A 21706-nucleotide genomic window follows, 5' to 3' on the forward strand; every position below is an offset into this window, starting at 1 on the left:
CCGCGCCCCCGCCCCCCGCGCCCCCCCCCGGGGCGGGGGCCCCGCTCCGGGCCCCCCCCCCCCCCCGTTGGGTTTTTTTGGGGGCGCCGCGGGGCCGCCCCCCCCCACTACTCCTACGTTCGGTGCTCCGGTGCGATCAGGCCCCGTGCTCAGGCGCCCGCGGCGACCTTCTCGGCCGGGGCGAGCTGCGCGGCGTCGTGCTCCACGCCGCCGCCGAGGCTCGGCATCATCGAGGTGAGCTGCGGCTTCCACTCGGCGTACTTCGCGGGGAAGCAGCGCTCCAGCAGGCCGGTCATGGCGGCGACGGCGGTCGAGGCGCCCGGGGAGGCACCCAGCAGGCCGGCGATGCTGCCGTCCTGGGCCGCGACCACCTCGGTGCCGAACTCCAGCACGCCGCCCTTGCCCTTGACCCACTTCATCACCTGGACACGCTGGCCCGCGGTGATCTGCTCCCAGTCGCCCGGCTGCGCCGTCGGCATGAAGCGCTGCAGCTCGTGGAACTTGGTCTCGGGAGCGGCCACGACCTGGCCGACCAGGTAGCCGGTGAGGTCCATGTTCTTGGCGGCGACGCCGAGCATCGTGCCGATGTTGTGCAGGCGCAGCGACGTGATCAGGCCGAGGTACTTGCCCTTCTTCAGGTAGTTCGGGCTGAACCCCGCGTACGGGCCGAACATGAGGTAGCTCTGGCCGTCCACGATGCGCGTGTCCAGGTGGGGCACGGACATCGGCGGGGCGCCGACGTCGGCCTTGCCGTAGACCTTCGCGTTGTGCTGGGCCACGAGCTCGGGGTTGGCGGTGCGCAGGAACTCGCCCGAGATGGGGAAGCCGCCGTACCCGCGCGCCTCCTTGATGCCCGAGGCCTGCAGCAGCGGCAGCGCGCCACCGCCGGCGCCGACGAAGACGAACTTCGCGGTGACGGTGCGACGGCGGGTGCCGGCGTTCCAGGTGCGGTCGTTCAGGGTCAGGCGCCAGCGGCCGTCCCGGAGCTTCTTGAGCCCGCGCACCTCGTGGTTCAGGTGCAGCTCGGTGTTGTGCGCGGTGGCGAAGCCGATCAGCTTCTTGGTGAGCGAGCCGAAGTCGACGTCGGTGCCCGCGGCGGCGCGCGTGGCCGCGATGGGCTCGTCGGCGTCGCGGTCCAGGGTCATCAGCGGGGCCCACGAGCCGATGACGGCGGGGTCGGTGCTGAACTCCATGTCGCTGAACAGCGGGTGCACGCTGAGTGCCTCGTAGCGGCGGCGCAGGAAGTCCACGTTGTCGGCGCCGCGCACGAACGTCATGTGCGGCGTGACGTTGATGAAGTCGGTGCCCTCCATCAGGCCGGCGGTGAGCAGGTGGTTCCAGAACTCGCGGGAGGTGTGGAACTGCTCGTTGATCTTCACCGCCTTGGAGATGTCGACAGAGCCGTCCTTGCGCTCCGGCGTGTAGTTCAGCTCGCAGAGGGCGGCGTGGCCGGTGCCCGCGTTGTTCCACGGGTTCGACGACTCGAGCGCGACCTCGTCGAGGCGCTCGTAGATCCCGACACGCCAGGTCGGCTCAAGGATCGTGAGCAGCGCGCCAAGGGTGGCACTCATGATCCCTCCGCCGATCAGCGCGACGTCGACCTCTTCGGAGGGACGCGGGGCTGTCTGGAGGTAAGAAGTCACGCTCAGAAAGATAGCGCGCTTGTGAAAAGCGGAACGAGCGCTGTGGCATGAATCACGTGATGTGTACCGTGACCTCGCTCACGGTATGTGAGCGGACGGCGTCGTCCGCTCAAGCGCGCGTCAGCGGACCGCCTGCGGCCCGAGCACGGACAGCAGCCGCAGCTTCTCGTGGCTCTCGCTGCCGGGCAGGGCCGTGTACACGAGCAGCCGGTGCGACTGGTCCGGGTCGAGGAGGGACTGGCAGGCCAGCTCCAGCGCCCCGACCTCGGGGTGCACGAAGTGCTTCACCTCGTGCGGGCGGACGCCGATCTCGTGGGCCTCCCAGACCGCCCGGAACTCCGCGCTGCGCTCCAGGAGGATCTCGGCGTACCGCGCGGCGCGCGAACCCGGACCGCGGACGGTCGCGATCTCGCGCAGTCCCGAGGCGAACATGCGCGTCAGGAACGGGTGCTCCTGCGGCGCGTAGAGCGCACGCGTGGCCGGGTCGGTGAACCAGCGGAAGCCGATGCTGCGCTCCGGCCCGGTGTAGCCGGTCGTGTCCCCGGTCAGGGCCACACCCATCGGCGTCTGCCGCAGGGTCTCGCCGAGCTCGGTGACGATCTCCGCGGGGGTGTCGTCGAGCCGGTCGAGGATGCGCAGCAGCCCGGGGCTGATGTGCTCGCTGGTGGTGCCGCGCACCGGCGGGTGGTGGCCGGCCAGCCGGAACAGGTGGTCGCGCTCGTCGAGCGACAGGTGCAGGCCCTGCGCGATCGACGCGATCATCTGCTCGGACGGGTGCGGCCCGCGCTCGCGCTCCAGCCGGGAGTAGTAGTCGGTCGACATGTTGCACAGCACGGCGACCTCCTCCCGCCGCAGCCCGCTCGTGCGGCGGCGCTGCCCCCGCGGCATCCCGACGTCCTCCGGCTGGAGCAGCTCGCGGCGGCGGCGCAGGAACTCCGCCAGCCCGGTGCGATCGATCACGGTTCCCCCTGTCTCAGGTACCGCTTCTTTCTACCGTGCGGCCGACGGCGTAGCCACGGCCCGCCGATCCCCCCCGTACGCAGCGGACCCGTGACCCGGCGAGCCTGTGATCGGCAGGCCCTGGATAGGTCCGCGTCGCCCGCCCAGGATCGAGGTCGACGACGAACCGATCTCGACGAACTGATCTCGACGACACGAGGGAGACGTGCCCATGTCACGCACACCGATCGACATCACCGTGCCGAGCCTGGCCGGGAAGCGCGCGCTGGTCACCGGAGCGAGCGACGGGATGGGGCTGGGCATGGCGACCCGGCTGGCCGCAGCCGGTGCCGAGGTGGTCATGCCCGTGCGCAACCCGCGCAAGGGCGAGGCGGCGGTCGCCACCATCCGGCGCACGGTGCCCGACGCGCGGCTCCTGCTGCGCACGCTCGACCTGTCCTCGCTGGACTCCGTGGCGGCCCTGGGTGACACGCTGCGCGAGGAGGGCCGGCCGATCCACCTCATGATCAACAACGCGGGCGTCATGCGGCCGCCGAGCCGGCAGACCACCGCCGACGGGTTCGAGCTGCAGACGGGCACCAACCACCTGGGCCACTTCGCGCTGGTCGGCCACCTGCTGCCGCTGCTGCGCGACGGCGGCGCACGCGTCACCTCGCAGGTCAGCGTCGCGGCCCGGCGCGGCAGCATCAACTGGGACGACCTGAGCTGGGAGCGCTCGTACGACGTGATGCGCGCCTACGCCCAGTCCAAGATCGCGTTCGGGCTCTTCGGCCTGGAGCTGGAGCGCCGCAGCCGGACCCACGGCTGGGGCATCACGAGCAACCTCTCCCACCCCGGGGTCGCGCCGACCAACCTGCTGGCCGCACGCCCGGAGCTCGGGCGCAGCACGGACACGCCCTCCATCCGGCTGATCCGCGCGCTCTCGGCCCGCGGCATCCTGCTGGGCACCGTGGAGACCGCGAAGCTGCCAGCCCTCATGGCCGCGACCGACCCCGCCGCGAAGCCCGGCGCCCTCTACGGCCCGAGCGGCCCCGGCAACCTCGGCGGCCGGCCCGCCGAGCAGCCGATGTACGGGCCGCTGCGCAGCGCCGAGGAGGCCGCCCGCGTCTGGGAGGTGTCCGAACAGCTCACCGGGGTGCGTTTCGCGACGGCCGTGGGCGGCAACCCGTGAGCCCTCGCGCGTGTCAGATGCTCAGGTCACCCGGGTGACCTGAGCGTCTGACACGTCGCCCCGCTCAGCGGGCGGGCGTCGCCGACGGCCACGGCCCCAGCTCGGGCAGGTCGCCCGGCAGCGGCTTCGCAGGGACGCGTCCGGCCAGCCAGGCGGTGACGTCGCGCGGGTCGCCCGCGACGTCGTCCACGGACATGCCGTCGGGCAGCCGCACCGCGAGGAACTCGCGGAGGTGCGCGCACAGGGCGTCGTCCCACGTCTCGTACCCGATCTCCAGCCTGGTGCCGGTCAGGGCGTCGACCGAGTGGATGCGCACCTCGCGCCACCAGGCGAGCAGGCAGCCCGACAGCGGCCCGCCGCGGTACCCGCTCGGGGCGTCCCACAGCGGCGAGCCGGGCTGCGGCCAGGCCTCGGCCAGGCCGTCGCGGAGGTCGCCGAGGACCGACAGGTGCTCGGCCACGGTGCGTCCGGCACCCGCCTCGATCCCCGCGTTGCGAGCTTCGGGGCTGGCGTAGACGGGCACGACCTCGCCGCGCCCGGCGGCCCGCGCCTGCCCGAGCATCGCCGTGGCCAGGCCGGCGACGTGCGCCAGCACGTGCCCGCGGGTCCAGCCGTCCAGGGTCGACCGCCCGGCGAGGTCGTCGGCGGTCAGCCGCCCGACGGCGGACAGGAGGTCGTCCAGCCCCGCCGCCGAGTCGGTCAGGGCGTGGGGGATCAGGTCGGTGCTCGCGGGGGTGCTCGTGGGCGTGCTCGGCGGGGTGGTCACAGGGGGTCCCTTCGTCGGGGCTGGATCGGTGTGTGGGCGGGTGCGGGGTCAGGGCCAGAGCAGGCCGGTCGACCAGCCGTCGGCCGCCGCCCGGTACAGCAGCCGCGTGTGCGGGCCGTCGTCCGGCGCCTGCCAGAACTCGACCTCCGTCGGCGCGAGCACGTACGCGGTCCAGTCCGGCGCGGCCAGCCCGGGGTCGGCGGTGACCGTGCGCAACGCCTCGGCGAACGCGTCCGCGTACTCCTCCTGGGACCCGAGCGGCTCGCTCTGGTGGTTCACCAGGCCCGCGGCGCGCGACAGGTCCGGCCGCGCGAGGAAGTCCGCCCGGCTCGCCTCCGTCCCGGCCGACGCCGCCGTGCCCGTCACCTTGACCTGGCGGCCCAGCTCCGGCCAGAAGAACGTCAGCGCCGCGTTCGGGTTCGCTGCCAGGTCACACCCCTTGGGGCCCGTGGACTGCGACGCGAACCACCACCCGTCCGCCGTCACGTCCTTGAGCACCAGCGTGCGGGCGTGCACCCGCCCCGCGGCGTCCGCCGTCGACAGCGTCGCCGCCTGCGGGGCCAGCAGGCCGCCGTCGATCGCCTGCTCGATCCACGCCACGAACAGCTCGTGCGGGGTGGGCGGGGCGGCCGCGGTGTCGAAGACCGGCAGCCCCGGCCGGGCAAAGGTGGGCAGTGCGCGCAGGCGCTCGCGGAACGTCACGAGTTCTCCTTCTGGGTCGGCGGGTCCTGGGTGAGCGGGTCCTGGTTCGGCGGGTCCTGACTCAGCAGACCGACGAAGCCGCGCACCGCGGCGTCGAGCGCGCCGGGATCCCGCGTGGCCCGGGCCAGGACGTATCCGCCCTGGATGATCGCGAGGGCGGCGTGCGCGCGGTCGCGGGCGACGCCGTCGGGCAGCCCGGTCTCGCGGAAGATCTGGGTGACGGTGCCGAGCAGCCGCACGAAGTAGGCGGTCACCACGTCGTGCAGGCCGTCGTCGTCCATCACCGCCTGGTCGGCGGTGAGGCGGCCGATCTTGCAGCCGGCCAGCGCCTCGCGCGGCCGTTCGAGGTACGCGACGAGGCGTTCGACGGCGGGGGAGTCGCCGCCCAGCGTGCGCATCGCTCGCGTGAGCGCGTCGTCCACGGTGGCGCCGACGGCGGTCACGGCGAGGTCGTGCTTGGTGGGGAAGTGGTGGTACAGGCTGCCCTGCCCGACGCCGGACGCCGCCAGCACGGCGCGCGGGCTCGTGGGCCCGACCCCCTGGGCGGCGAAGAGATCCTGCGCGGCGCCGACGAGCCGCTCACGTGCGGATGTGCTGCTGCTCATGGCTGCACCATACCTACCTCCAGGTATGGTGCCAACCGAGTTCTCCCGGTACGGACACCGAGATCGCCTGTCAGAACAGGGTGAGCACGCCCAGGACGCCGACCGCCAGGGCCAGGGCGAGCGAGACCGCGATCAGCACGCTGTGCACGGTGAGGAACGTGGTGGCCCGGCCGTCGGCGTCGCGCGACCGGGGGTCGGCGACGATCCGCTGCCAGAACCGCGGCCAGATGAGCAGGTTCCACAGCGCGGTGACGATGAGTACGACGGACCAGCCGACAGGAATATCCACCCGCCAATTATCCGCCGCGCCGAACGCGGCTCCGACGCCCCCGACGGCGTTGAGCACAGCGGTTGCTGCCAGGGGGACGCCGGTCGTGGCAGGAAGTGCTGTGGTCAACACCGCCCGGCCGGGGGGCGGGCGCCGTCGGGCGCCGTCAGAAGTAGTCGCGGACGTGGAGCTGGCGGCCGCCGAACAGGGTCGACAGCGCGGCGTCGTGGTCCGCCGGGCCGGTGAGGTGGCCCGCGACCCGCAGGTTCGCCGCCGACTGCGCGCCCGAGTACAGCAGCGCCAGCCCGTTCGGGCTCAGCACGGGCCGCGCGTGGTGTGCGTCGTCGACGTCGACCGCGTCGCGCTCCAGGTGCGTGACGCCGTCGGAGACCGTGAGCGTCCACGCGCCCGCGAGATCCTCCGCGCCCCGGACGGCGAACGGCACGCGCGCGCCCTCCAGCGGCGTCGCGAGCCCGCCCAGCGCACCGGCCACGTCCAGGATCCGCAGCATGTACGGGTGGGCGGAGTGCACGGTCGTGGTCAGGTCGGGCAGCACCAGCCATGCGGGATCGAGGCCCGACGTCGCCACGCGCGCCGTGCCGACCACCGTCGAGAAGCTGCCGAGGGTGCGCCACAGGGCCCGGGCGGCGTCCGGCGTCAGCGCGATGAGGTCGTCGATCTCCATCACCGTGGTGGGCGGCGTGTAGCCCTCGCCCCGGGTCCAGCTCGCGAAGCCGACCACCTCGTCCGAGGCATCGAGGGCCAGCGTGACGCCCGTGTAGTCGGCGAAGAACTTCTCCGACGGCGTCCAGAAGGGCTTCTCCGCGCGCGAGACCGGCCCGTTCTGCGCCGCGGCCCAGCGGCGGTGGACGGCGACGACGGCGTCGAAGTCGGCCGTCGTGGCCCGGCGGGTCAGCACGCCGGCGGGCGCCGCCACCCGGTTCAGGTTCTGCAGGGGCACGTCGACGTCGTCGAACGAACCGACCACCTCGTAGCCCAGCCGGCGGTAGATGCCCGGCGCGGACGGGAAGAGCGTGGAGAGGACGTCGCCCTGCTCGCGGGCCTCGTCGAGCGCGGCGCGGAACAGGCGCGCGAGGTGCCCGGAGCCGCGTCGCTCGGGCTCGACGGCGACCCCCGCCACGCCCGCCGTCGGCACGCGGGCGCCGTGGAACCACGACGTGAACCCGTAGACCCGCAGGCGGGCGGCCAGACCGTCGCCGTCGAACGCGCCCCACTCCCGGAAGCCCGAGGCGGCCCACTCCTCGGCCGTCGGGACCGCGCGGCCCCCGGCGGGCACACCGAACGCCTCGCCGCCCAGCCGGGTGTAGTCGGGCTGGTCGGCGTACTCGATCCGGCGCACGGTGAGGGTCATGCAGGCGACCCTAGGCAACAGTGGGCCGCGCTCGCGAGCCGTTACCTCGGTCGCCCGCCGACCAGAGCGTCCCGAGGACTCAGAGCGTCCCGAGGACTCAGAGCGACCCGAGGACTCAGAGCGACCCGAAGAACTCCCGCACGTCACCCACCACGGCCTCGGCGTCGGTGACGTACGCGAAGTGGCCGCCCTGTTCCAGCTCGGTGTAGCGCACCAGGTTCGCCGACCGTTCCACGCAGGCCCGGATCGACCGGAAGTCCAAGGGGAACACCGCCACCGCAACCGGCACCCGCACCGGCAGGTCCCGGTACCCGGCTCCGGAGCGCGCGTCCCCCAGGTAGTGCCGGGCCGCGGACCCGCTCGTGCCCGTGAACCAGTACACGCTGACGTGGGCGAGGAACGTCTCCAGCCCGCCGACGGGCGGCAGGTCGCCCCAGCCCGTCCACAGCTCGGCGTTCCAGGCGAGCACTCCGGCCGGTGAGTCGTCGAGGGCGAACGCGAGCGTGCCGGGCCGCTTGGACTGGATGTCCCGGTAGCCGGCCTTCGACTGGAAGTCCGCGGTGCTGCCGGACTGCAGGCTCGCCCAGTCCTGAGGAGTGATCCGCGCCTTCTCCTCGTCGTCGCCCGCCGGGAACGCGAACCACTGGAGCACGTGCACCCCGACGAGCCCGGCCGGGTCGAGCGCACCGACCTCGCGCGCGACCAGGGCTCCGACGTCGCCGCCGGCCACACCCCAGTGCTCGTATCCGAGGTGCTCCATCAGCCTCGCCAGGGCGCCGGCGCTGCGGGCCGAGTCCCAGCCGGTCGACGTCGTCGGCCCGGAGAACCCGAAACCGGGCAGGGAGGGGACCACGACGTCGAACGCCGGGGTGCCGGCGGGCGCACCGTGCGCGGCCGGGTCGGTGAGCGGCCCGACGACGGCCTCGAACTCCAGCACCGACGACGGCCAGCCGTGCAGCAGGAGCAGCGGCGTCGCCCCCGGGACGGTCGAGCGGACGTGCCAGAAGTGCACCCTCTCGCCGTCGACCTCCGTGACGAACTGCGGGAACGCGTTCAGGCGCGCCTCGACGGCGGACAGGTCCAGCGCCGCCCACGCCTCCGCCATCTCGCGCACGGTCGCGACGGGCATGCCCTGGTCGGTACCGACCCCGGCGGGCTCGACGGGCCATCGTGTCCGGGCGAGGCGTGCGCGCAGGTCCGTGACGGCGGCCTGGTCGAACCGGACGGTGAACGGGCTGATCACGGCGGTGCTCTGGGTGGTCATGGCTTCCTCCGGGTTCGGCGAGCCGGCGTCGTGCCGGCCGCTCACCCCTTAATCTCCAGCGTCTTCCGGTCGAGTTCTGTCCTGATTCCGCGACAGGATGGGTGGCATGTGGGAGACCTCCGCACGCCTGCTCAAGCTGCTGTCATATCTCCAGGCCCGTCGCGAGTGGACGGGGCCGGAGCTCGCCGGGAGGCTCGGCGTCTCGGAACGCACGGTGCGCCGCGACGTCGACCGGCTGCGCGCCCTCGGCTACCCCGTCGACGCGACGCGCGGCGTAGCCGGTGGCTACCGCCTCGGCCCCAGCGCCGAGATGCCGCCCCTGCTGCTCGACGACGACGAAGCCGTCGCCGTCGCGGTCGGGATGCGCACCGCGTCCCGCACGCCGGTCGCCGGCATCGAGGACGCCTCCGCGCGGGCCCTCGCGAAGCTCGAGCAGGTGCTGCCGCCACGGCTGCGCTCCCGGGTCGGGGCGCTCGCGGCCGCGACCGTCGAGGTGCCGCCGGACCGGCCGGCGCCCGTGGTGCGCCCGGAGGTCCTGGCGGGGTTCGCCGAGGTCGTCCGGGACGGGGTGACGACCCGTTTCGACTACGAGGGCCACGACGGCGTACGCAGCCGCCGCCGCGTGGAGCCGCACCGGCTCGTGGTGTGGGGCAGCCGCTGGTACCTCGTGGCCTGGGACCTGGACCGCGACGACTGGCGGATGTTCCGCCTGGACCGGGCCGCCGGGCCTGTGCCGCCGCACGGGCCCCGGGTGCTCGCGCGGCGCGAGCCTCCGGAGGGCGCGGTGGCCTACGTGCAGCGCGGCGTGTCGACGACGGCGATGCGCGTTCGGGCACGGGTGGTGGTGCACGCGTCGGCCGAGAACGTGGCGGCGCGGATCAACCCGGCGGTCGGGCTCGTCGAGGCGATCGGGCCGGATCGCTGCGTGCTGCACACCGGTGCCGACGACGTGTGGACCGTCGCCGTGCACCTCTGCCTGCTCGACGCGGACTTCGAGGTGAGCGGGCCCGCGGAGCTGGTGGACCTCGTGCGGGCGCTCGCCGCGCGGTACACGGCCGCGGCTCGTCAGTCGCCGAAGTAGGCGACCTGGTCCTCCGCCGGGTGCGGGCGCAGCAGCGGCGTGCGCGTGACCTCCAGCGGTTCCGGCGTGAGCAGGCCCTGCAGCTCGGCGTCGGCCGTGCGGTTGCCGGGCGCGAGGCCGTCGTCGGCCACGAGGTCGCGCTGGAACAGGACGGCGTCGCGCCAGGCGCCGAGCTTCCAGCCGATCTTCTCGAACGAGCCCGCGCGCTGGAACCCGACCGCCTCGTGCAGCGCGATCGCGGGGTCGTTCGGCAGCACGATGCTCGCGACGACGCGGTGGTAGCCGCGCCGCGCGAGCCGCGCCAGGAGCGCCTCGTACAGGGCGCGGCCGCCGCCGACCCGCTGGTGCTCGGTCGCGACGTAGACGTTGGTCTCGAGCGTCCAGCGGAACGTCGGACGGTCCGCGAACGGCTTGGCGTAGGCGAAGCCCACGACCGTGCCGTGCGACTCCAGCACCAGCCACGTCTCGCGGCCGAAGAAGCGCTCGATGCGGCGCGTCATCTCGCGGGCGTCCGGCGGGCGGGTCTCGAACGTCGCCGCCGAGTCGGCGACGAAGGGGGCGTAGATGGCGGCGCAGGCTGCGGCGTCGTCGGGAGTCGCGACGCGGACGATGCTGTCCATGCACGGATCCTGTCGTGTTCCGCGCGGGCAGGATGATCGCAACACTGAATTGACGGCGACCCGCTGAGCAGGTAGATCAGCCGGCCTCGCCGGCGGGTGGTGCGTCCCCGAGCGCGGGCGCCAGGTCCTTCTGCAGCCGCATGACGTCGTGCCACCGGCCGTGCTTCCAGCCGATCTGGTGGAACGTGCCGACCACCTCGAACCCGAGGGCGGTGTGCAGGCCCAGGCTGGCCTCGTTCGGCAGGGCCAGGCCGGCGACCAGCCGGCGGAAGCCCCGCGCGGCGAGCCGCTCGAAGAGCTCCTCGTACAGTGCGCGGCCCGCGCCCGTCCGCCGTCGGCCCTGCTGGAGGTAGACGCTGGTCTCGGCCGACCAGCGGTAGGCCTCCCGCGGCGAGTAGGGCGCGGCGTACGCGAAGCCGACGACGTCGGTCGTGCCCGCCTCCAGGGCGACGAGCCAGGCGTGGCCCGCCGAGTAGCTCGCGATGCGTCGCGCCATCTCCTCGGTGCCCGGCGGCTCGGACTCGAAGCTGATGTAGGTCTCGCGCACGTAGTAGGCGTAGATGTCGGCACAGGCCGCGGCGTCGTCGGGGGTCGCGGGGCGGATCGTCAGGTCCATGGGGCGATCGTGCCGGATGTTCGGGCGTGCTCGGGACGCGACAGGGGTCGTGGTCGGCTGCCGCGGGCGAATTCCTGGCGGCCGTCGGGGCGGTTGTCGGTGGCCGGGCATAGCGTGAGGCCCGTGACCACGCTCCAGAGACGAGTCCTCGTCGTCGCCGTCCTCGGCTCCTTCGTGTCGTTCCTCGACGGCACGGTGGTCAGCGTGGCCCTGCCCGCGATCGCGGACGAGCTGGCGGGGCCCGGCATGGAGGCGCTGCCCCTGCAGCAGTGGGTCGTGGACGCGTACCTGATCACTCTCGGTGCGCTGATGCTCGTGGCCGGCTCGATCTCCGACGTCTACGGGCGGCGCCGCGTGCTGGCGGCCGGGCTCGTCGGGTTCGCCCTTGCCTCCATCCTGTGCGCCGTCGCGCCCACCGGGCCCTTCCTCGTGCTCGCGCGCGCCCTGCAGGGGGTGGCCGGCGCCCTGCTGGTACCGAGCTCCCTGGCGCTGATCATCGCGACGTTCAGCGGGGAGGCGCAGTCCCGCGCGATCGGCCGGTGGACCGCGCTGACCACCGGCGCGATGATCGTGGGCCCGTTCGTGGGCGGCATGCTCGTGGACTTCGCGTCGTGGCGCTGGGTGTTCTGGATCAACGTGCCCGTCATCGCCGTGACGCTCTGGCTCCTGCGCGGTGTCCCCGCCGCGGAGGGCGAGCCCGGCCGGCACATCGACGTGCCCGGTGCGGTGCTGGCGGCGCTCGGCCTCGCGGGCGTGGTGTTCGGGCTGATCGAGGGGGAGCGGCTCGGCTGGACGTCGCCCGTCATCCTCGTCTCGATCATCGCGGGCGGGGTGATGCTGGTGGCGTTCGTGCTCTACCAGCGGCGGGCGGCGGACCCGATGCTGCCGCTCCGGCTGTTCGGGGCGCGCAACTTCGCCTGGGGCAACCTGGCCACCACCGCGATCTACGGCGCGCTGTCGCTGGGCGGCTTCGTGCTCACCCTGTTCCTGCAGCAGGTCGCCGGGTACTCCGCCACGGCGTCCGGTGTGGCACAGCTGCCCACGACCATCGCGATGATCGGGCTGTCGGCCTGGTTCGGCACGCTCGCCGGCCGGTACGGGCCGCGGCTGTTCATGACCGTGGGCCCGATCGTGGCCGGGGTCGGGTACCTCCTGATGCTCTCGATCGACGAGACAGCCGACTACCTCACGCAGGTGCTGCCCGGTCAGCTCGTGTTCGGGCTCGGCCTCTCGATCACGGTGGCGCCGCTGACGGCCGCCATCCTCGGTGCCGTGCCGACGCACGACGCCGGCATCGGCTCCGCCGTGAACAACGCCGTGGCGCGGGTGGCGGGCCTGGTGACCGTGGCGTTCGCGGGGATCATCACGGGCGGGGTGCTCGACGTCGCGTCGTTCCACCGGGCGCTGCTGGTGACGGCGGGCCTGCTCGTGCTCGGCGGGCTGGTGTCCCTGGTGGGGATCCGGAACGTGCGTGGAGTAGATCCCGACGCAAACCTGGTCAAAACCAGTTAGGTATGCCTAACCTCAGTACATGGCATTCAAGGGGCGCAAGGCCGTCGACCCGCACGTCGTGATGGCCGAGGTCATCAGCACCAAGCAGGTCTCGCCGAACATGATGCGCGTGACCCTCGGCGGCGACGAGCTCGACCGGTTCACGCCCGCCGGCTACGACCAGTGGTTCCGCCTGTTCCTGCCGCGCGCCGGCCAGGACATGCTGCGCCTGCCCACGCGGACCTCCGGGCTCTGGTACGCCGAGTACCTCACCACGCCCAAGGCCCGCCGGCCGTGGGTGCGCAACTACACCGTCCGCGCGGCGCGCCCCGACCTGAACGAGCTCGACGTCGACTTCGTGCTGCACGCAGGGGACGACGCCCCGGACGGCTCCGCCGAGCGCGCCGCCGGACATGCCGCCGGACCGGGAGCCGGCTTCGCGCAGGCCGCCGAGCAGGGCCTGCGCGTCGGCCTGCTCGACCAGGGCGTCGCCTACAACCCGCGGCACGACCACGACTGGACGCTCCTGGTCGCCGACGAGTCCGGCCTGCCCGCCGTCGCGGGCATCTGCGAGTCCCTGCCCGACGACGCGCGCGGCCTCGCCCTCGTCGAGGTACCCACGGCCGCGGACACACAGGAGTTCCGCGTCCCGTCCGGCGTCGAGCTGCGCTGGGTGGTGCGGTCCGACGCTGACCCCCAGGCCGTGCCGGGGCAGGTGGCGCTCGCGGAGCTCTGCGCCCTGGACCTCACGGGACGCGCGGGCGACGTCTACGCCTTCACGATCGGCGAGTCGGCGCTGGCCACGGGAGCGCGCCGGCACCTGGTGGGGGAGCGCGGGGTGCCGAAGGCACACGTCGACTTCGTGGGCTACTGGCGCCATGGCCGCTCGTCCCCGAGCTGACGTGTGCTGGCGAGGCGCAGGGCAGGAACGCGCCGAGTCAGTCGCTTGGTCGGACCACGCCCCTGACTCGGCACGCCGTGCACAGGTAGGGGCAGGTCGGCCTCTGCGGGACGTGACCGTGCGGCACCGTTCTCCCGACCACCCGCACCCAACATATTGCGTTGGGCGCGGCCTGGCGGCTGTGTCAGGGTCCTGGCATGACTTCCTTCGTCTCGCACGTCACCGTGGACTCCTCCGACGCGTACACACTGTCTGAGTGGTGGAAGCCGGTGCTCGGCTACCAGGACGTGCCCGGGGACCCGAACCTGCCCGGTCACGAGGAGTGCATGATCGTCGACCCGGACGGCAAGGGGGTCGACGTCCTGTTCATCGAGGTGCCGGAGGCCAAGACGGTCAAGAACCGGGTGCACCTCGACCTGCGCCCGCGCGCGGACCTGCGCGACGTCGAGGTCGAGCGGGTCAAGGCGCTCGGCGCCACCGTCGTGGGCGACCACCGTGGGATCTACGGGCCGGGTTCGGGCTGGGTGACGTTCGCCGACCCGGAGGGCAACGAGTTCTGCGTCCTGCGCTCGCGGGAAGAGCTCGCGGCCGAGCCCGCGGCGGCCGGGGACGTTGCGGCAGACGCCGCGAGCTCGGCCGACGGCGCAGGTGCCGTCGGCACCGCGGGCCCGGGCACCGCGGACCCGGCCGGCGCGTGAGCGAGCACGTGATCCGGCCCGAGGCGCCGGAGGACTTTCCCGCGATCCGCACGGTGCAGCTCGCGGCGTTCGGCGAGGACCGGGTCGCCGACGGCGTCGACCGCATCCGCGAGTCCTGGATCTACCGCCCGGCGACGTCGCTGGTGGCGGTGTCCGACGGCGACGTGGTGGGCCACGTGATGATCACCGGCTGCACCGTCACGAGCGACGCCGGGGAGCGCACGGTCGCGATGCTCACCCCGCTCGGCGTCCTGCCGGAGCACCAGCGGCGCGGGATCGGGTCGGCCCTGGTCCGGGCTGCGCTCGCCGGTGCCGAGGCGGCTGGTGAGCCGTTCGTCGTGCTGGAGGGCAGCCCGGCGTACTACGGGGCGCTCGGGTTCGTCCCGGCCCGCGACCACGGGATCGAGATGCAGCTGCCGGACTGGGCCCCGGCCGAGGCAGGCCAGGTCTACCTGCTGCCGGCCCACGACCCGGCCGACCCCACCCTGCACGGCAGGATCACCTACCCGCCGGTCTACGGCTGAGCGCCGCCGACGTCGGTCTGCGGCAGGCTGGCCCGATGCCGACCACCCGAATCGGCGTCAGACCCGGACCACGACCTTGCCGCGGGTGTGGCCGGACTCGTTGGCCCGGTGGGCGTCGGCGGCGTCGGCGAGGTCGAAGACCTGGGCGATCTCGACGGACAGCCTGCCCGCATCGAACAGGGCGGTGAGCGCGTCGAGGTCGGCGGTCGAGGGGCGCACCCACACGTAGTGCCCGCCGTGCTCGCTGCGGGCGGTGGGGTCGGCGATCGAGGCGACCGTGCCGCCGTCGGCCAGGAGGCCCGCGCTGTCCGCGACGACCCCGCCGCCCACGAAGTCCAGGACGACGTCGACACCGCCGGGCGCGAGGGCGCGGACGCGGTCGGCCAGGCCGTCGCCGTAGGTGACGGGCTCGGCACCCAGGCCGTGCAGGAACTCGTGGTTCCGCTTGCTCGCCGTGCCGATGACGCGGGCGCCCAGGGCCCGGGCGATCTGCACGGCGAACGCGCCGACGCCGCCGGCGGCGGCGTGCACCAGCACGGTCTGGCCGTCCTTGACCCCGGCCCGCTGGATCGCCTGGTAGGCGGTGAGGCCCGCGAGCGGCACCGCGGCGGCCTCCTCGAAGCTCAGCGACGCCGGCTTGCGCGCGAGGGTGCGCACGGGCGCGGCGACCAGCTCGGCGAACGTGCCGCCGTGCACGGTGTCCTTGCGCACGTAGCCGTACACCTCGTCACCGACCTGGTACTCCGGGGTGTCCAGGCCGACCTGCTCGACGACTCCGGCGACGTCCCAGCCCGGGATCGCGGGCAGCTCGGTGTCGATGAGGCCCCGCAGGTTCCCCTGGCGGATCTTCCAGTCGACGGGGTTGACCGACGCCGCCCGCACGCGCACGACGACGGTGTCGGGACCGATGTGCGGGTCGGGCTGCTCGGTGAGCTCCAGGACGTCCGCGCTGCCGAACCGCGCGTAGGTGATGGCTCGCATGCACGCGACAACGGCCCGGGCGGACGCCGGTATTCCGCGCACGCGAACGAGTCGACCCGCACGGCGGAGTCACCGCCCAGGTAATAGTGTGCCAAGCGCCTCGTCACCCGACCGAGGTGCGCTTCTGCCCACGGCGTCACCCATGACCAGGGGCCTCGACGACGACGTCCGCCGGCGTCTTCTCCGGGCGCCAGCCCCGCCACACCGAGTGCCGCATGCGCCGCTCGCCCGAGGCACCGTCCGGACCCTCTGCCCAGTCCGCGTACGTCACCTCGCCCACCTGGCTCGGTGTGACCCAGCGGGCGTCCGACGCGTCCTCCGCGGGCACGCCGGACACGCCCGGCGTCTTGCGCTCCAGGCCGCGCAGCCGCGTGGTGATCTCCCGTCGCTCGCGCTCGGAGAAGCCCGTGCCGACCCGGCCGACGTACCGCAGGCCCGCCTGCTCCTCGCCGGCGTCCGGCACCGCCATGAGCAGCGAACCCATCACGGAGGGGTCCGCGCGGCCCGGCCGCCAGCCCACGATCACCACCTCCTGCATGGCCTGGTGCTTGATCTTGAGCCACTCGCGCGAGCGCCGTCCGGCGTAGGTGGAGGCGCGGCGCTTGGCGACCACGCCCTCCAGCCGGAGGGTGCGGGACGTGCGCAGGGCGGCCTCCAGGTCGCCGTCGAACGCGGGCGGGAGGTGGATGGGCGCACTCGGCGTGACCAGGGATTCCAGGAGCTCGCGCCGTTCGGTGTAGGGGCGGGCGGTGACGTCGTCGCCGTCGGCGACCAGTACGTCGAACAGCATGAGGTCCACCTGGACCTGGGCCTTGGCGCGGGCGACGTCGCGCTCCTTGCGCAGGTTGGCGCGGTGCTGGAGACGGCGGAAGTCGGGGCGGCCGGCCCGGTCGAGGGCGACGATCTCGCCGTCGAGCACGACGGGCAGGCGGGCGGCGTCGACCTGGGCCGCGAGCGCGGCGAGCTCGGGGAACGTGACGGTGAGGTCCTGCCCGGAGCGGCTGACCAGGCGCAGGGTCCCGGGGTCCTGGACGTGCGCGAGGGCGCGGAACCCGTCCCACTTCATCTCGAAGGCCCAGTCGTCGGTCTGGATGAGGTCGCCGGGTGCGGCGGCGGTGGCGAGCATGGGCCGACGTCGCCCGCCCGCGCCCGCTTCTCGTCGAGTGCCCGGTGTCTGTGGGGTCGGGGGCGCGGAGGGCGACGAATGTCCGGCACTCGCCGGGGCGGGGGTGCCCGGCTGGGCCTTGGTCAGGTGGATCAGCCAGTTGTTCTCGGCGTCGCCGTCGCGCCCGCCGGTGCGGATCAGGGCGAGCCGGCGCGCACCGCGTTCCGCGGACCGGAGCGTGACGATGACCTCGTCGTCGCGCCACTTCTCCAGGTCGTAGGTGCCGGAGTCCCAGATCGTGACCTCGCCGGCCCCGTACTCGCCGCCGGGGATGCTGCCCTCGAACGTGCCGTACTCCAAGGGGTGGTCCTCGGTCTGCACGGCCAGGTGGTTCTTGGTCGGGTCGGTGGGTTCGCCGCGAGGGAGCGCCCAGCTCACCAGGACGCCGTCGTGCTCCAGCCGGAAGTCCCAGTGCAGGCGGCGGGCGTGGTGCTCCTGGATGACGAAGGTGGGGTCGCCCGCGTCGTCGGCGTCGGCCGCGGAGGCCGCGTCGTCGGAGCCGGACGGCGACGCGCTGGTCGCGGGCCCGAACGGCTCCGGGGTCTTCGCCGGGTCGCGCTTGGCGCGGTAGGTCTCCAGCTTCTCGAAGGTGGCCAGGCGCTCCGACGTCGGCTCCAGGGCGGCGAGGTGACCCTCCAGCAGCGGCGCGAGGAGGTCGCCGTCGGCCGCGATGCGCGCGACGACGTCCTCGGGGGTGAGCTGGGCGAGGTCCGGGTCCTCCAGCTCGGCCCAGGTGCGGGGCGCCGCGACCCAGGGCCGGTCGAGCCCGCGCAGGGAGTAGGGCGCGATCGTGGTCTTGCTGCCGTTGTTCTGCGACCAGTCGACCAGCACCTTGCCCGACCGCAGGGCCTTGCTCATGTCGCTGACCACCAGGTCGGGGTGCTCGGCCTCCAGGTAGCGGGCGAGCTCGTGCGCGACGGCGGACACGGCGTCGGAGTCGAGCCGGGTGTCGGCCGCCTTGCCGAGGGCCGCGTACAGGTGGATGCCCTTGGACCCGGAGGTGACGGGGTACGGCTCCAGGTCCATGCCCCGCAGGATCTCGCGGGCCCAGCGCGCGACCTCGGCGCACTCGGCGAGCCCGGCGCCGGGCCCGGGGTCGAGGTCCAGCACGAGGCGGTCCGGGTCGAGGCGCGCCCCCGTGCGGCCGAACTGCCACTGCGGTGTGTGCAGCTCGAGGGTCGCCGTCTGACCCAGCCAGGTCAGGGTCGCCAGGTCGTTGACCAGCACGTAGTCGTTGGCCGACGTCTTGTGCTGGATCGACCGGCGCTTGACCCAGTCGGGGGTGGAGGCGTCGAGGTTCTTCTGGAAGAACATCTGCCCGCCCGTGCCGTCGGGCCAGCGCTTGCGCGTCGCGGGGCGGTTGGCGGCGTGCGGCAGCAGGACGGGTGCCACCTCCGCCAGGTAGTGCAGCACCTCGCCCTTGGTGGTGCCCGACGCCGGGTACAGCACCTTGTCGAGGTTGCTCAGGCGCAGGCGGTGGCCGTCCACCGTGACCGTCTGCGTCGTCGCCATCCCACCATCGTGCCGCCGGTCGGCCGGGTGCGCAGCAGTCGTGCGCGGAGTCGGCGAGATCACTCGAACGGTGTAGAGGCCGGGTGAAGAACTCCGCTAGGCTCCCGCGAGTGATTTCTGACATCTCGATCGACGTGTCCCTGGCGCCCCTGTCGGCTGCCGCCGACGCTCCTTCGATCGGCCGGCCCGCGCGGCTCACCGTCTACGGCGCGGAGTGGTGCCGCGACTGCCGGCGCAGCAAGGCGGTGCTCGACGTCCGCCGCGTGGACTACGTGTACGTGGACCTCGCCGCGGACCCGACCAAGGCCGACGAGGCCGAGGCGCTCACCGGGCGCAAGACCATCCCGGTGCTGGTGTTCCCCGACGGCGAGCACCTCGTGGAGCCCACCAACGCGGAGCTCGCCGCGAAGCTGGACCGCTGCGGCCTCTGATCCCCTCAGGGAACCGGGCCCAGGACTAAACCTGGGCATGTCGTGCGCTTGGGGCGCACCATAGAAGGATGAGGGCGATCTGGAAGGGTGCCGTGACCTTCGGTCTCGTCAACGTCCCGGTCAAGCTGTACAGCGCGACCGAGGACCACGACGTGCCGTTGCACCAGGTGCATGACGCCGACGGCGGACGCATCAGGTACAAGCGCGTGTGCGAGATCGACGGCGAGGTGGTGCCGTACGAGCACATCGACCGGGCCTACGACGACGGCGAGCGCACCGTCGTGCTCACCAAGCAGGACCTCGCCGAGCTGCCCGCCGAGCGGGACCGGGAGATCTCGGTGGTCGAGTTCGTGCCCAGCGAGCAGATAGATCCGATCATGTTCGACCGGACCTATTACCTGGAGCCCGACTCCAAGTCCACGAAGGCGTACGTGCTGTTGCGCCGCACGCTGGAGGAGACCGACCGCACGGCGGTCGTGAAGTTCGCGCTGCGGCAGCGTACGCGGCTCGCGGCGCTGCGGGTGCGGGAGGAGATCCTGGTGCTGCAGACCCTGCTGTGGGCCGACGAGATCCGCGAGGCCGCGTTCCCGTCCCTCGACGAGCCCGCGAAGGTGAGCGCCAAGGAGCTGACGATGTCGGCCCAGCTCGTCGGCAGCTTCGAGGCGGACTTCACGCCCGAGGACTACGAGGACGACTTCCAGGTGCAGCTGCGCAAGCTCGTGGACGCGAAGCTGGAGGCGGGCGAGACCGTCGACACGGCGGCGACGTTCGGCGAGGCGGCCGAGGAGGAGGGCGAGGGCGCCGAGGTCGTGGACCTCATGGAGGCCCTGAAGCGCAGCGTCGCGGACGCGAAGAAGTCCCGCAAGACCGGCTGACCCCCTGGTCTCGTCGTCGAGATCAGGGAGCCGCGGGCGGGCACGCCGTCGGACGGCGCCGTCGTCTCCCTCAGGTCCAGCCGGAACCGCAGGGCGTACCCGAGCGGGCTGCGCACCCGCAGGTGCGCCCACGTCCCGGGCGCGGCCAGCCCGTCCGGCCCGACGACGCCGTGGGTCGCCCCCGCGGTCAGCCCGGGCCACCAGTCGGGCCAGGTGAACCGGGGATCGGCGAGCACCGGCCAGACCCGGGCGGTGGGGGCGGCCGGACGCCAGACGGACTCGAGGACGAACACGGCCCCATCGTGCCGTCCCTGCGGGTCCGCCGGTGCCCGCCGCGCCGACGGCCGCCCGGGCGGCGGGTGAGCACGGCGGACGCATGAAAAGGTGGAGGAGATGAGTCGTCCCAACCCGCCCCGCTGGCTGCGCTGGACCCTTGCCGGAGCGGCAGCTGCCCTGTTCTGCCTGATGTTCGGGATCACGACGGCGAGAGCCGACCTCAGCCTCGGCCCGCACGAGGCCACCTACGCGGTCACCGCGGACGACCAGATCGTCGCCGACCTCGGCCCGCTCGGCACGGTCGTGACAGACTCCCCGCTGCCCCTGACGCTCGGGGTGCGGATCACGGTGCACGAGATCCCCACGGACCTCTCTGCCGTGGACGCGGCCAGCTTCGACGCGCTCGCGGGGGACCTCGACGGGTACCTGCAGTTCTTCGACACCCCGCAACGCACGGTGCGCACCGTGGCGTGGGCGCTGGTCTGGGACGCGCTCCGCGGCGCGGCCGCCGCGGCGGTGGTGCTGGCGGGTGTCGCGTTCGGCCTGCGGGCCCTGCTCGGCGCCGCCCGACGGCGGGAGCTCGCCCGCACCTTCGCGTCCCGCACCTGGGAGATCACCGCCGCCGGCGTCGTCGTCGTGCTGGTGGCCGCGACCGCCACGGCGAGCGCCGGGCCCGAGGAGCGGGCCGCGCTGCCGGCCTCGCCGGTCTTCGCGGGAACGGCCCTGGAGGGCGCGCGGATCACGGGCCGGCTGGCGGGCGTGATCGACACGTACAGCAGCCAGCTGGTGGAGACGTACCAGGCCAACGAGGTGTTCTACGCGGGTGCCCGGGAGAAGCTGATGGCGGCGTGGGACGCCCGGGTCGCGGAGCAGGAGGCGGCGGAGCAGGAGCCGACGCCGTCGGGCAGCCCGGGGGAGCCGGACTACGTGACGTTCCTGCTGGTCTCCGACCTGCACTGCAACACGGGGATGACGCCGCTCATCCGTGACCTCGCGGACCGGCTGGCGCCCGACGTCATGCTCAACGCCGGGGACACCACGATCAACGGGACGAGCGTGGAGTCGGTCTGCGTGGACTCGTTCGCCTCCGCGGTGCCGGACGGCGTGCCGTTCGTCGTCTCCGACGGCAACCACGACTCGCGCCTGACGACGGCCACCGAGCTGGCCAACCGGCAGATCGTGCTCGACGGGGAGATCGTCGAGGTGGAGGGGGTCCGGATCCTGGGCGACCGGGACCCGCTGGAGACGCGGATCGGCGGCGGCACGGTGATCGCGCGCGAGGAGACGCCCGAGGAGGCCGGGGAGCGGCTGCGGGACGTCGCGTGCGAGGCGGCCGGGGAGGCCGGGCTGGGCGGGTTCACCGAGGAGGACCGGGTGGACCTGCTGATGATCCACCAGCCCGCCGTCGGTGACGCGGCCCTGGAGTCGGGCTGCGTGCCGTTCCAGATCTCGGGGCACATGCACAAGCGGATCGGCCCCGACGTGGTGGGCTACGGCGTGCGGTACGTGAACGCGAGCACGGGCGGGGCCACGAAGGGGAACACCTCGGTGGGGCCGCTGCGCGACACCTCCCAGATGACGGTGCTGCGGTTCGACCCGGAGCGGCGGCAGTTCGTGGACTGGCAGCTCGTCGAGGTGACACCGGAGGGGGAGGCGGCCGTGAGCGAGCGTCAGGCCGTCCCGCAGCCCGCCCCGCTGCCGGACGAGGTGCCCGACGACGCGCCGGGCGACGTACCGGATGCCGGTCCGGCGCGGTCGTCGTCGGCGTCGGGCAACTAGGCTCG

21 protein-coding genes are annotated in these 21706 nt (G+C 73.4%); 9 read left to right on the forward strand and 12 right to left on the reverse strand.

Annotated elements, in window-relative coordinates; translation table 11 throughout:
- Positions 1–149: 149 nt before the first annotated feature.
- Both mqo and ACIPN7_RS20235 read right to left on the reverse strand, forming a co-directional pair.
- Positions 150–1643 carry a malate dehydrogenase (quinone) gene (gene mqo, locus ACIPN7_RS20230; RefSeq protein ID WP_400546293.1) on the reverse strand — a complete coding sequence of 498 codons (1494 nt, stop codon included), beginning with the start codon at positions 1641–1643 and terminating at the stop codon, positions 150–152.
- A 120-nt stretch (positions 1644–1763) separates the two neighbouring features.
- Entirely contained in the window at positions 1764–2603 is an 840-nt protein-coding gene (locus ACIPN7_RS20235) for a helix-turn-helix transcriptional regulator (protein ID WP_400546296.1), read from the reverse strand.
- Between the two features lie 211 nt (positions 2604–2814).
- On the opposite strand from ACIPN7_RS20235, the gene ACIPN7_RS20240 reads away from it, so the two are divergent.
- Positions 2815–3774 (forward strand): SDR family oxidoreductase, encoded by a 960-nt coding sequence (locus ACIPN7_RS20240; protein ID WP_400546299.1) that lies wholly within the window; start codon positions 2815–2817, stop codon positions 3772–3774.
- Between the two features lie 64 nt (positions 3775–3838).
- Here ACIPN7_RS20240 and ACIPN7_RS20245 read toward each other — a convergent pair whose 3' ends face one another.
- The 6 genes from ACIPN7_RS20245 to ACIPN7_RS20270 all read right to left on the reverse strand — a co-directional run bounded on the left by ACIPN7_RS20245 (position 3839) and on the right by ACIPN7_RS20270 (position 8751).
- Entirely contained in the window at positions 3839–4540 is a 702-nt protein-coding gene (locus ACIPN7_RS20245; protein WP_400546302.1) for a maleylpyruvate isomerase N-terminal domain-containing protein, read from the reverse strand.
- A 48-nt stretch (positions 4541–4588) separates the two neighbouring features.
- Positions 4589–5242: a pyridoxal 5'-phosphate synthase gene (locus tag ACIPN7_RS20250; RefSeq protein WP_400546305.1), complete on the reverse strand. Its 654-nt coding sequence runs from the start codon at positions 5240–5242 to the stop codon at positions 4589–4591.
- The gene (locus tag ACIPN7_RS20255; RefSeq protein ID WP_400546308.1) at positions 5239–5847 is read right to left on the reverse strand and encodes a TetR/AcrR family transcriptional regulator; all 609 of its coding nucleotides are present in this window, start codon (positions 5845–5847) and stop codon (positions 5239–5241) included. The genes ACIPN7_RS20250 and ACIPN7_RS20255 overlap by 4 nt, the downstream gene beginning before the upstream one ends.
- Positions 5848–5917: 70 nt before the next feature.
- Entirely contained in the window at positions 5918–6136 is a 219-nt protein-coding gene (locus ACIPN7_RS20260; RefSeq protein ID WP_400546311.1) for an SCO4848 family membrane protein, read from the reverse strand.
- Positions 6137–6281: 145 nt separating this feature from the next.
- Positions 6282–7487: an enhanced intracellular survival protein Eis gene (eis, locus tag ACIPN7_RS20265; protein WP_400546314.1), complete on the reverse strand. Its 1206-nt coding sequence runs from the start codon at positions 7485–7487 to the stop codon at positions 6282–6284.
- Between the two features lie 115 nt (positions 7488–7602).
- Positions 7603–8751 carry an epoxide hydrolase family protein gene (locus ACIPN7_RS20270; protein WP_400546317.1) on the reverse strand — a complete coding sequence of 383 codons (1149 nt, stop codon included), beginning with the start codon at positions 8749–8751 and terminating at the stop codon, positions 7603–7605.
- A gap of 106 nt (positions 8752–8857) precedes the next feature.
- Here ACIPN7_RS20270 and ACIPN7_RS20275 point away from each other — a divergent pair, with 106 nt between their 5' ends.
- On the forward strand, positions 8858–9832 hold the full coding sequence (locus tag ACIPN7_RS20275) for a helix-turn-helix transcriptional regulator (protein ID WP_400546320.1): 975 nt from the start codon (positions 8858–8860) through the stop codon (positions 9830–9832).
- On the opposite strand, the gene ACIPN7_RS20280 is transcribed toward ACIPN7_RS20275, so the two are convergent.
- Positions 9817–10452, reverse strand: coding sequence for a GNAT family N-acetyltransferase (locus ACIPN7_RS20280; RefSeq protein ID WP_285108475.1), 636 nt, complete (start codon positions 10450–10452; stop codon positions 9817–9819). The two genes, ACIPN7_RS20275 and ACIPN7_RS20280, sit on opposite strands and share 16 nt — an antisense overlap.
- A gap of 76 nt (positions 10453–10528) precedes the next feature.
- Positions 10529–11068: a GNAT family N-acetyltransferase gene (locus ACIPN7_RS20285; RefSeq protein WP_400546324.1), complete on the reverse strand. Its 540-nt coding sequence runs from the start codon at positions 11066–11068 to the stop codon at positions 10529–10531.
- A 123-nt stretch (positions 11069–11191) separates the two neighbouring features.
- Between ACIPN7_RS20285 and ACIPN7_RS20290 the strand changes: the two genes are divergently transcribed.
- From ACIPN7_RS20290 to ACIPN7_RS20305, 4 genes are all read left to right on the forward strand, one after another.
- On the forward strand, positions 11192–12580 hold the full coding sequence (locus ACIPN7_RS20290; RefSeq protein ID WP_400546327.1) for an MFS transporter: 1389 nt from the start codon (positions 11192–11194) through the stop codon (positions 12578–12580).
- Between the two features lie 19 nt (positions 12581–12599).
- Positions 12600–13460, forward strand: coding sequence for a siderophore-interacting protein (locus ACIPN7_RS20295; RefSeq protein WP_400546330.1), 861 nt, complete (start codon positions 12600–12602; stop codon positions 13458–13460).
- 197 nt (positions 13461–13657) lie between these two features.
- The gene (locus ACIPN7_RS20300; RefSeq protein ID WP_400546333.1) at positions 13658–14158 is read left to right on the forward strand and encodes a VOC family protein; all 501 of its coding nucleotides are present in this window, start codon (positions 13658–13660) and stop codon (positions 14156–14158) included.
- Positions 14155–14682: a GNAT family N-acetyltransferase gene (locus tag ACIPN7_RS20305; protein WP_400546336.1), complete on the forward strand. Its 528-nt coding sequence runs from the start codon at positions 14155–14157 to the stop codon at positions 14680–14682. Before ACIPN7_RS20300 ends, ACIPN7_RS20305 begins: the two co-directional genes overlap by 4 nt.
- Before the next feature lie 57 nt (positions 14683–14739).
- Here the strand turns inward: ACIPN7_RS20305 and ACIPN7_RS20310 are convergent, their stop codons facing one another.
- Positions 14740–15663 (reverse strand): NADP-dependent oxidoreductase, encoded by a 924-nt coding sequence (locus ACIPN7_RS20310; RefSeq protein WP_400546339.1) that lies wholly within the window; start codon positions 15661–15663, stop codon positions 14740–14742.
- A gap of 136 nt (positions 15664–15799) precedes the next feature.
- Positions 15800–18340 carry an ATP-dependent DNA ligase gene (locus ACIPN7_RS20315; RefSeq protein ID WP_400546342.1) on the reverse strand — a complete coding sequence of 847 codons (2541 nt, stop codon included), beginning with the start codon at positions 18338–18340 and terminating at the stop codon, positions 15800–15802.
- Positions 18341–18450: 110 nt separating this feature from the next.
- Between ACIPN7_RS20315 and ACIPN7_RS20320 the strand changes: the two genes are divergently transcribed.
- The 3 genes from ACIPN7_RS20320 to ACIPN7_RS20330 all read left to right on the forward strand — a co-directional run bounded on the left by ACIPN7_RS20320 (position 18451) and on the right by ACIPN7_RS20330 (position 21701).
- Positions 18451–18771, forward strand: a complete 321-nt coding sequence (locus ACIPN7_RS20320) for a glutaredoxin family protein (RefSeq protein WP_400546344.1) — start codon at positions 18451–18453, stop codon at positions 18769–18771.
- A gap of 68 nt (positions 18772–18839) precedes the next feature.
- Positions 18840–19646 (forward strand): Ku protein, encoded by an 807-nt coding sequence (locus ACIPN7_RS20325; protein WP_400546347.1) that lies wholly within the window; start codon positions 18840–18842, stop codon positions 19644–19646.
- A 393-nt stretch (positions 19647–20039) separates the two neighbouring features.
- Positions 20040–21701, forward strand: coding sequence for a metallophosphoesterase (locus ACIPN7_RS20330; protein ID WP_400546350.1), 1662 nt, complete (start codon positions 20040–20042; stop codon positions 21699–21701).
- The last annotated feature ends 5 nt before the right edge of the window (positions 21702–21706 follow it).

Origin of the sequence: Promicromonospora sp. NPDC090134, from assembly GCF_044746965.1 — a bacterium.
GTDB lineage: Bacteria > Actinomycetota > Actinomycetes > Actinomycetales > Cellulomonadaceae > Promicromonospora.

What these genes read in the sequence shown, in the direction of transcription:
- ACIPN7_RS20240 (WP_400546299.1), top strand. Translation starts at nt 2,815, where the DNA reads ATGTCACGCACACCGATCGACATCACCGTGCCGAGCCTGGCCGGGAAG.
- ACIPN7_RS20255 (WP_400546308.1), bottom strand. Translation starts at nt 5,847, where the DNA reads ATGAGCAGCAGCACATCCGCACGTGAGCGGCTCGTCGGCGCCGCGCAG.
- ACIPN7_RS20295 (WP_400546330.1), top strand. Translation starts at nt 12,600, where the DNA reads ATGGCATTCAAGGGGCGCAAGGCCGTCGACCCGCACGTCGTGATGGCC.
- ACIPN7_RS20315 (WP_400546342.1), bottom strand. Translation starts at nt 18,340, where the DNA reads ATGGCGACGACGCAGACGGTCACGGTGGACGGCCACCGCCTGCGCCTG.
- ACIPN7_RS20325 (WP_400546347.1), top strand. Translation starts at nt 18,840, where the DNA reads ATGAGGGCGATCTGGAAGGGTGCCGTGACCTTCGGTCTCGTCAACGTC.
- ACIPN7_RS20280 (WP_285108475.1), bottom strand. Translation starts at nt 10,452, where the DNA reads ATGGACAGCATCGTCCGCGTCGCGACTCCCGACGACGCCGCAGCCTGC.
- ACIPN7_RS20330 (WP_400546350.1), top strand. Translation starts at nt 20,040, where the DNA reads ATGAGTCGTCCCAACCCGCCCCGCTGGCTGCGCTGGACCCTTGCCGGA.
- eis (WP_400546314.1), bottom strand. Translation starts at nt 7,487, where the DNA reads ATGACCCTCACCGTGCGCCGGATCGAGTACGCCGACCAGCCCGACTAC.
- ACIPN7_RS20275 (WP_400546320.1), top strand. Translation starts at nt 8,858, where the DNA reads ATGTGGGAGACCTCCGCACGCCTGCTCAAGCTGCTGTCATATCTCCAG.
- ACIPN7_RS20270 (WP_400546317.1), bottom strand. Translation starts at nt 8,751, where the DNA reads ATGACCACCCAGAGCACCGCCGTGATCAGCCCGTTCACCGTCCGGTTC.
- ACIPN7_RS20310 (WP_400546339.1), bottom strand. Translation starts at nt 15,663, where the DNA reads ATGCGAGCCATCACCTACGCGCGGTTCGGCAGCGCGGACGTCCTGGAG.
- ACIPN7_RS20300 (WP_400546333.1), top strand. Translation starts at nt 13,658, where the DNA reads ATGACTTCCTTCGTCTCGCACGTCACCGTGGACTCCTCCGACGCGTAC.
- ACIPN7_RS20285 (WP_400546324.1), bottom strand. Translation starts at nt 11,068, where the DNA reads ATGGACCTGACGATCCGCCCCGCGACCCCCGACGACGCCGCGGCCTGT.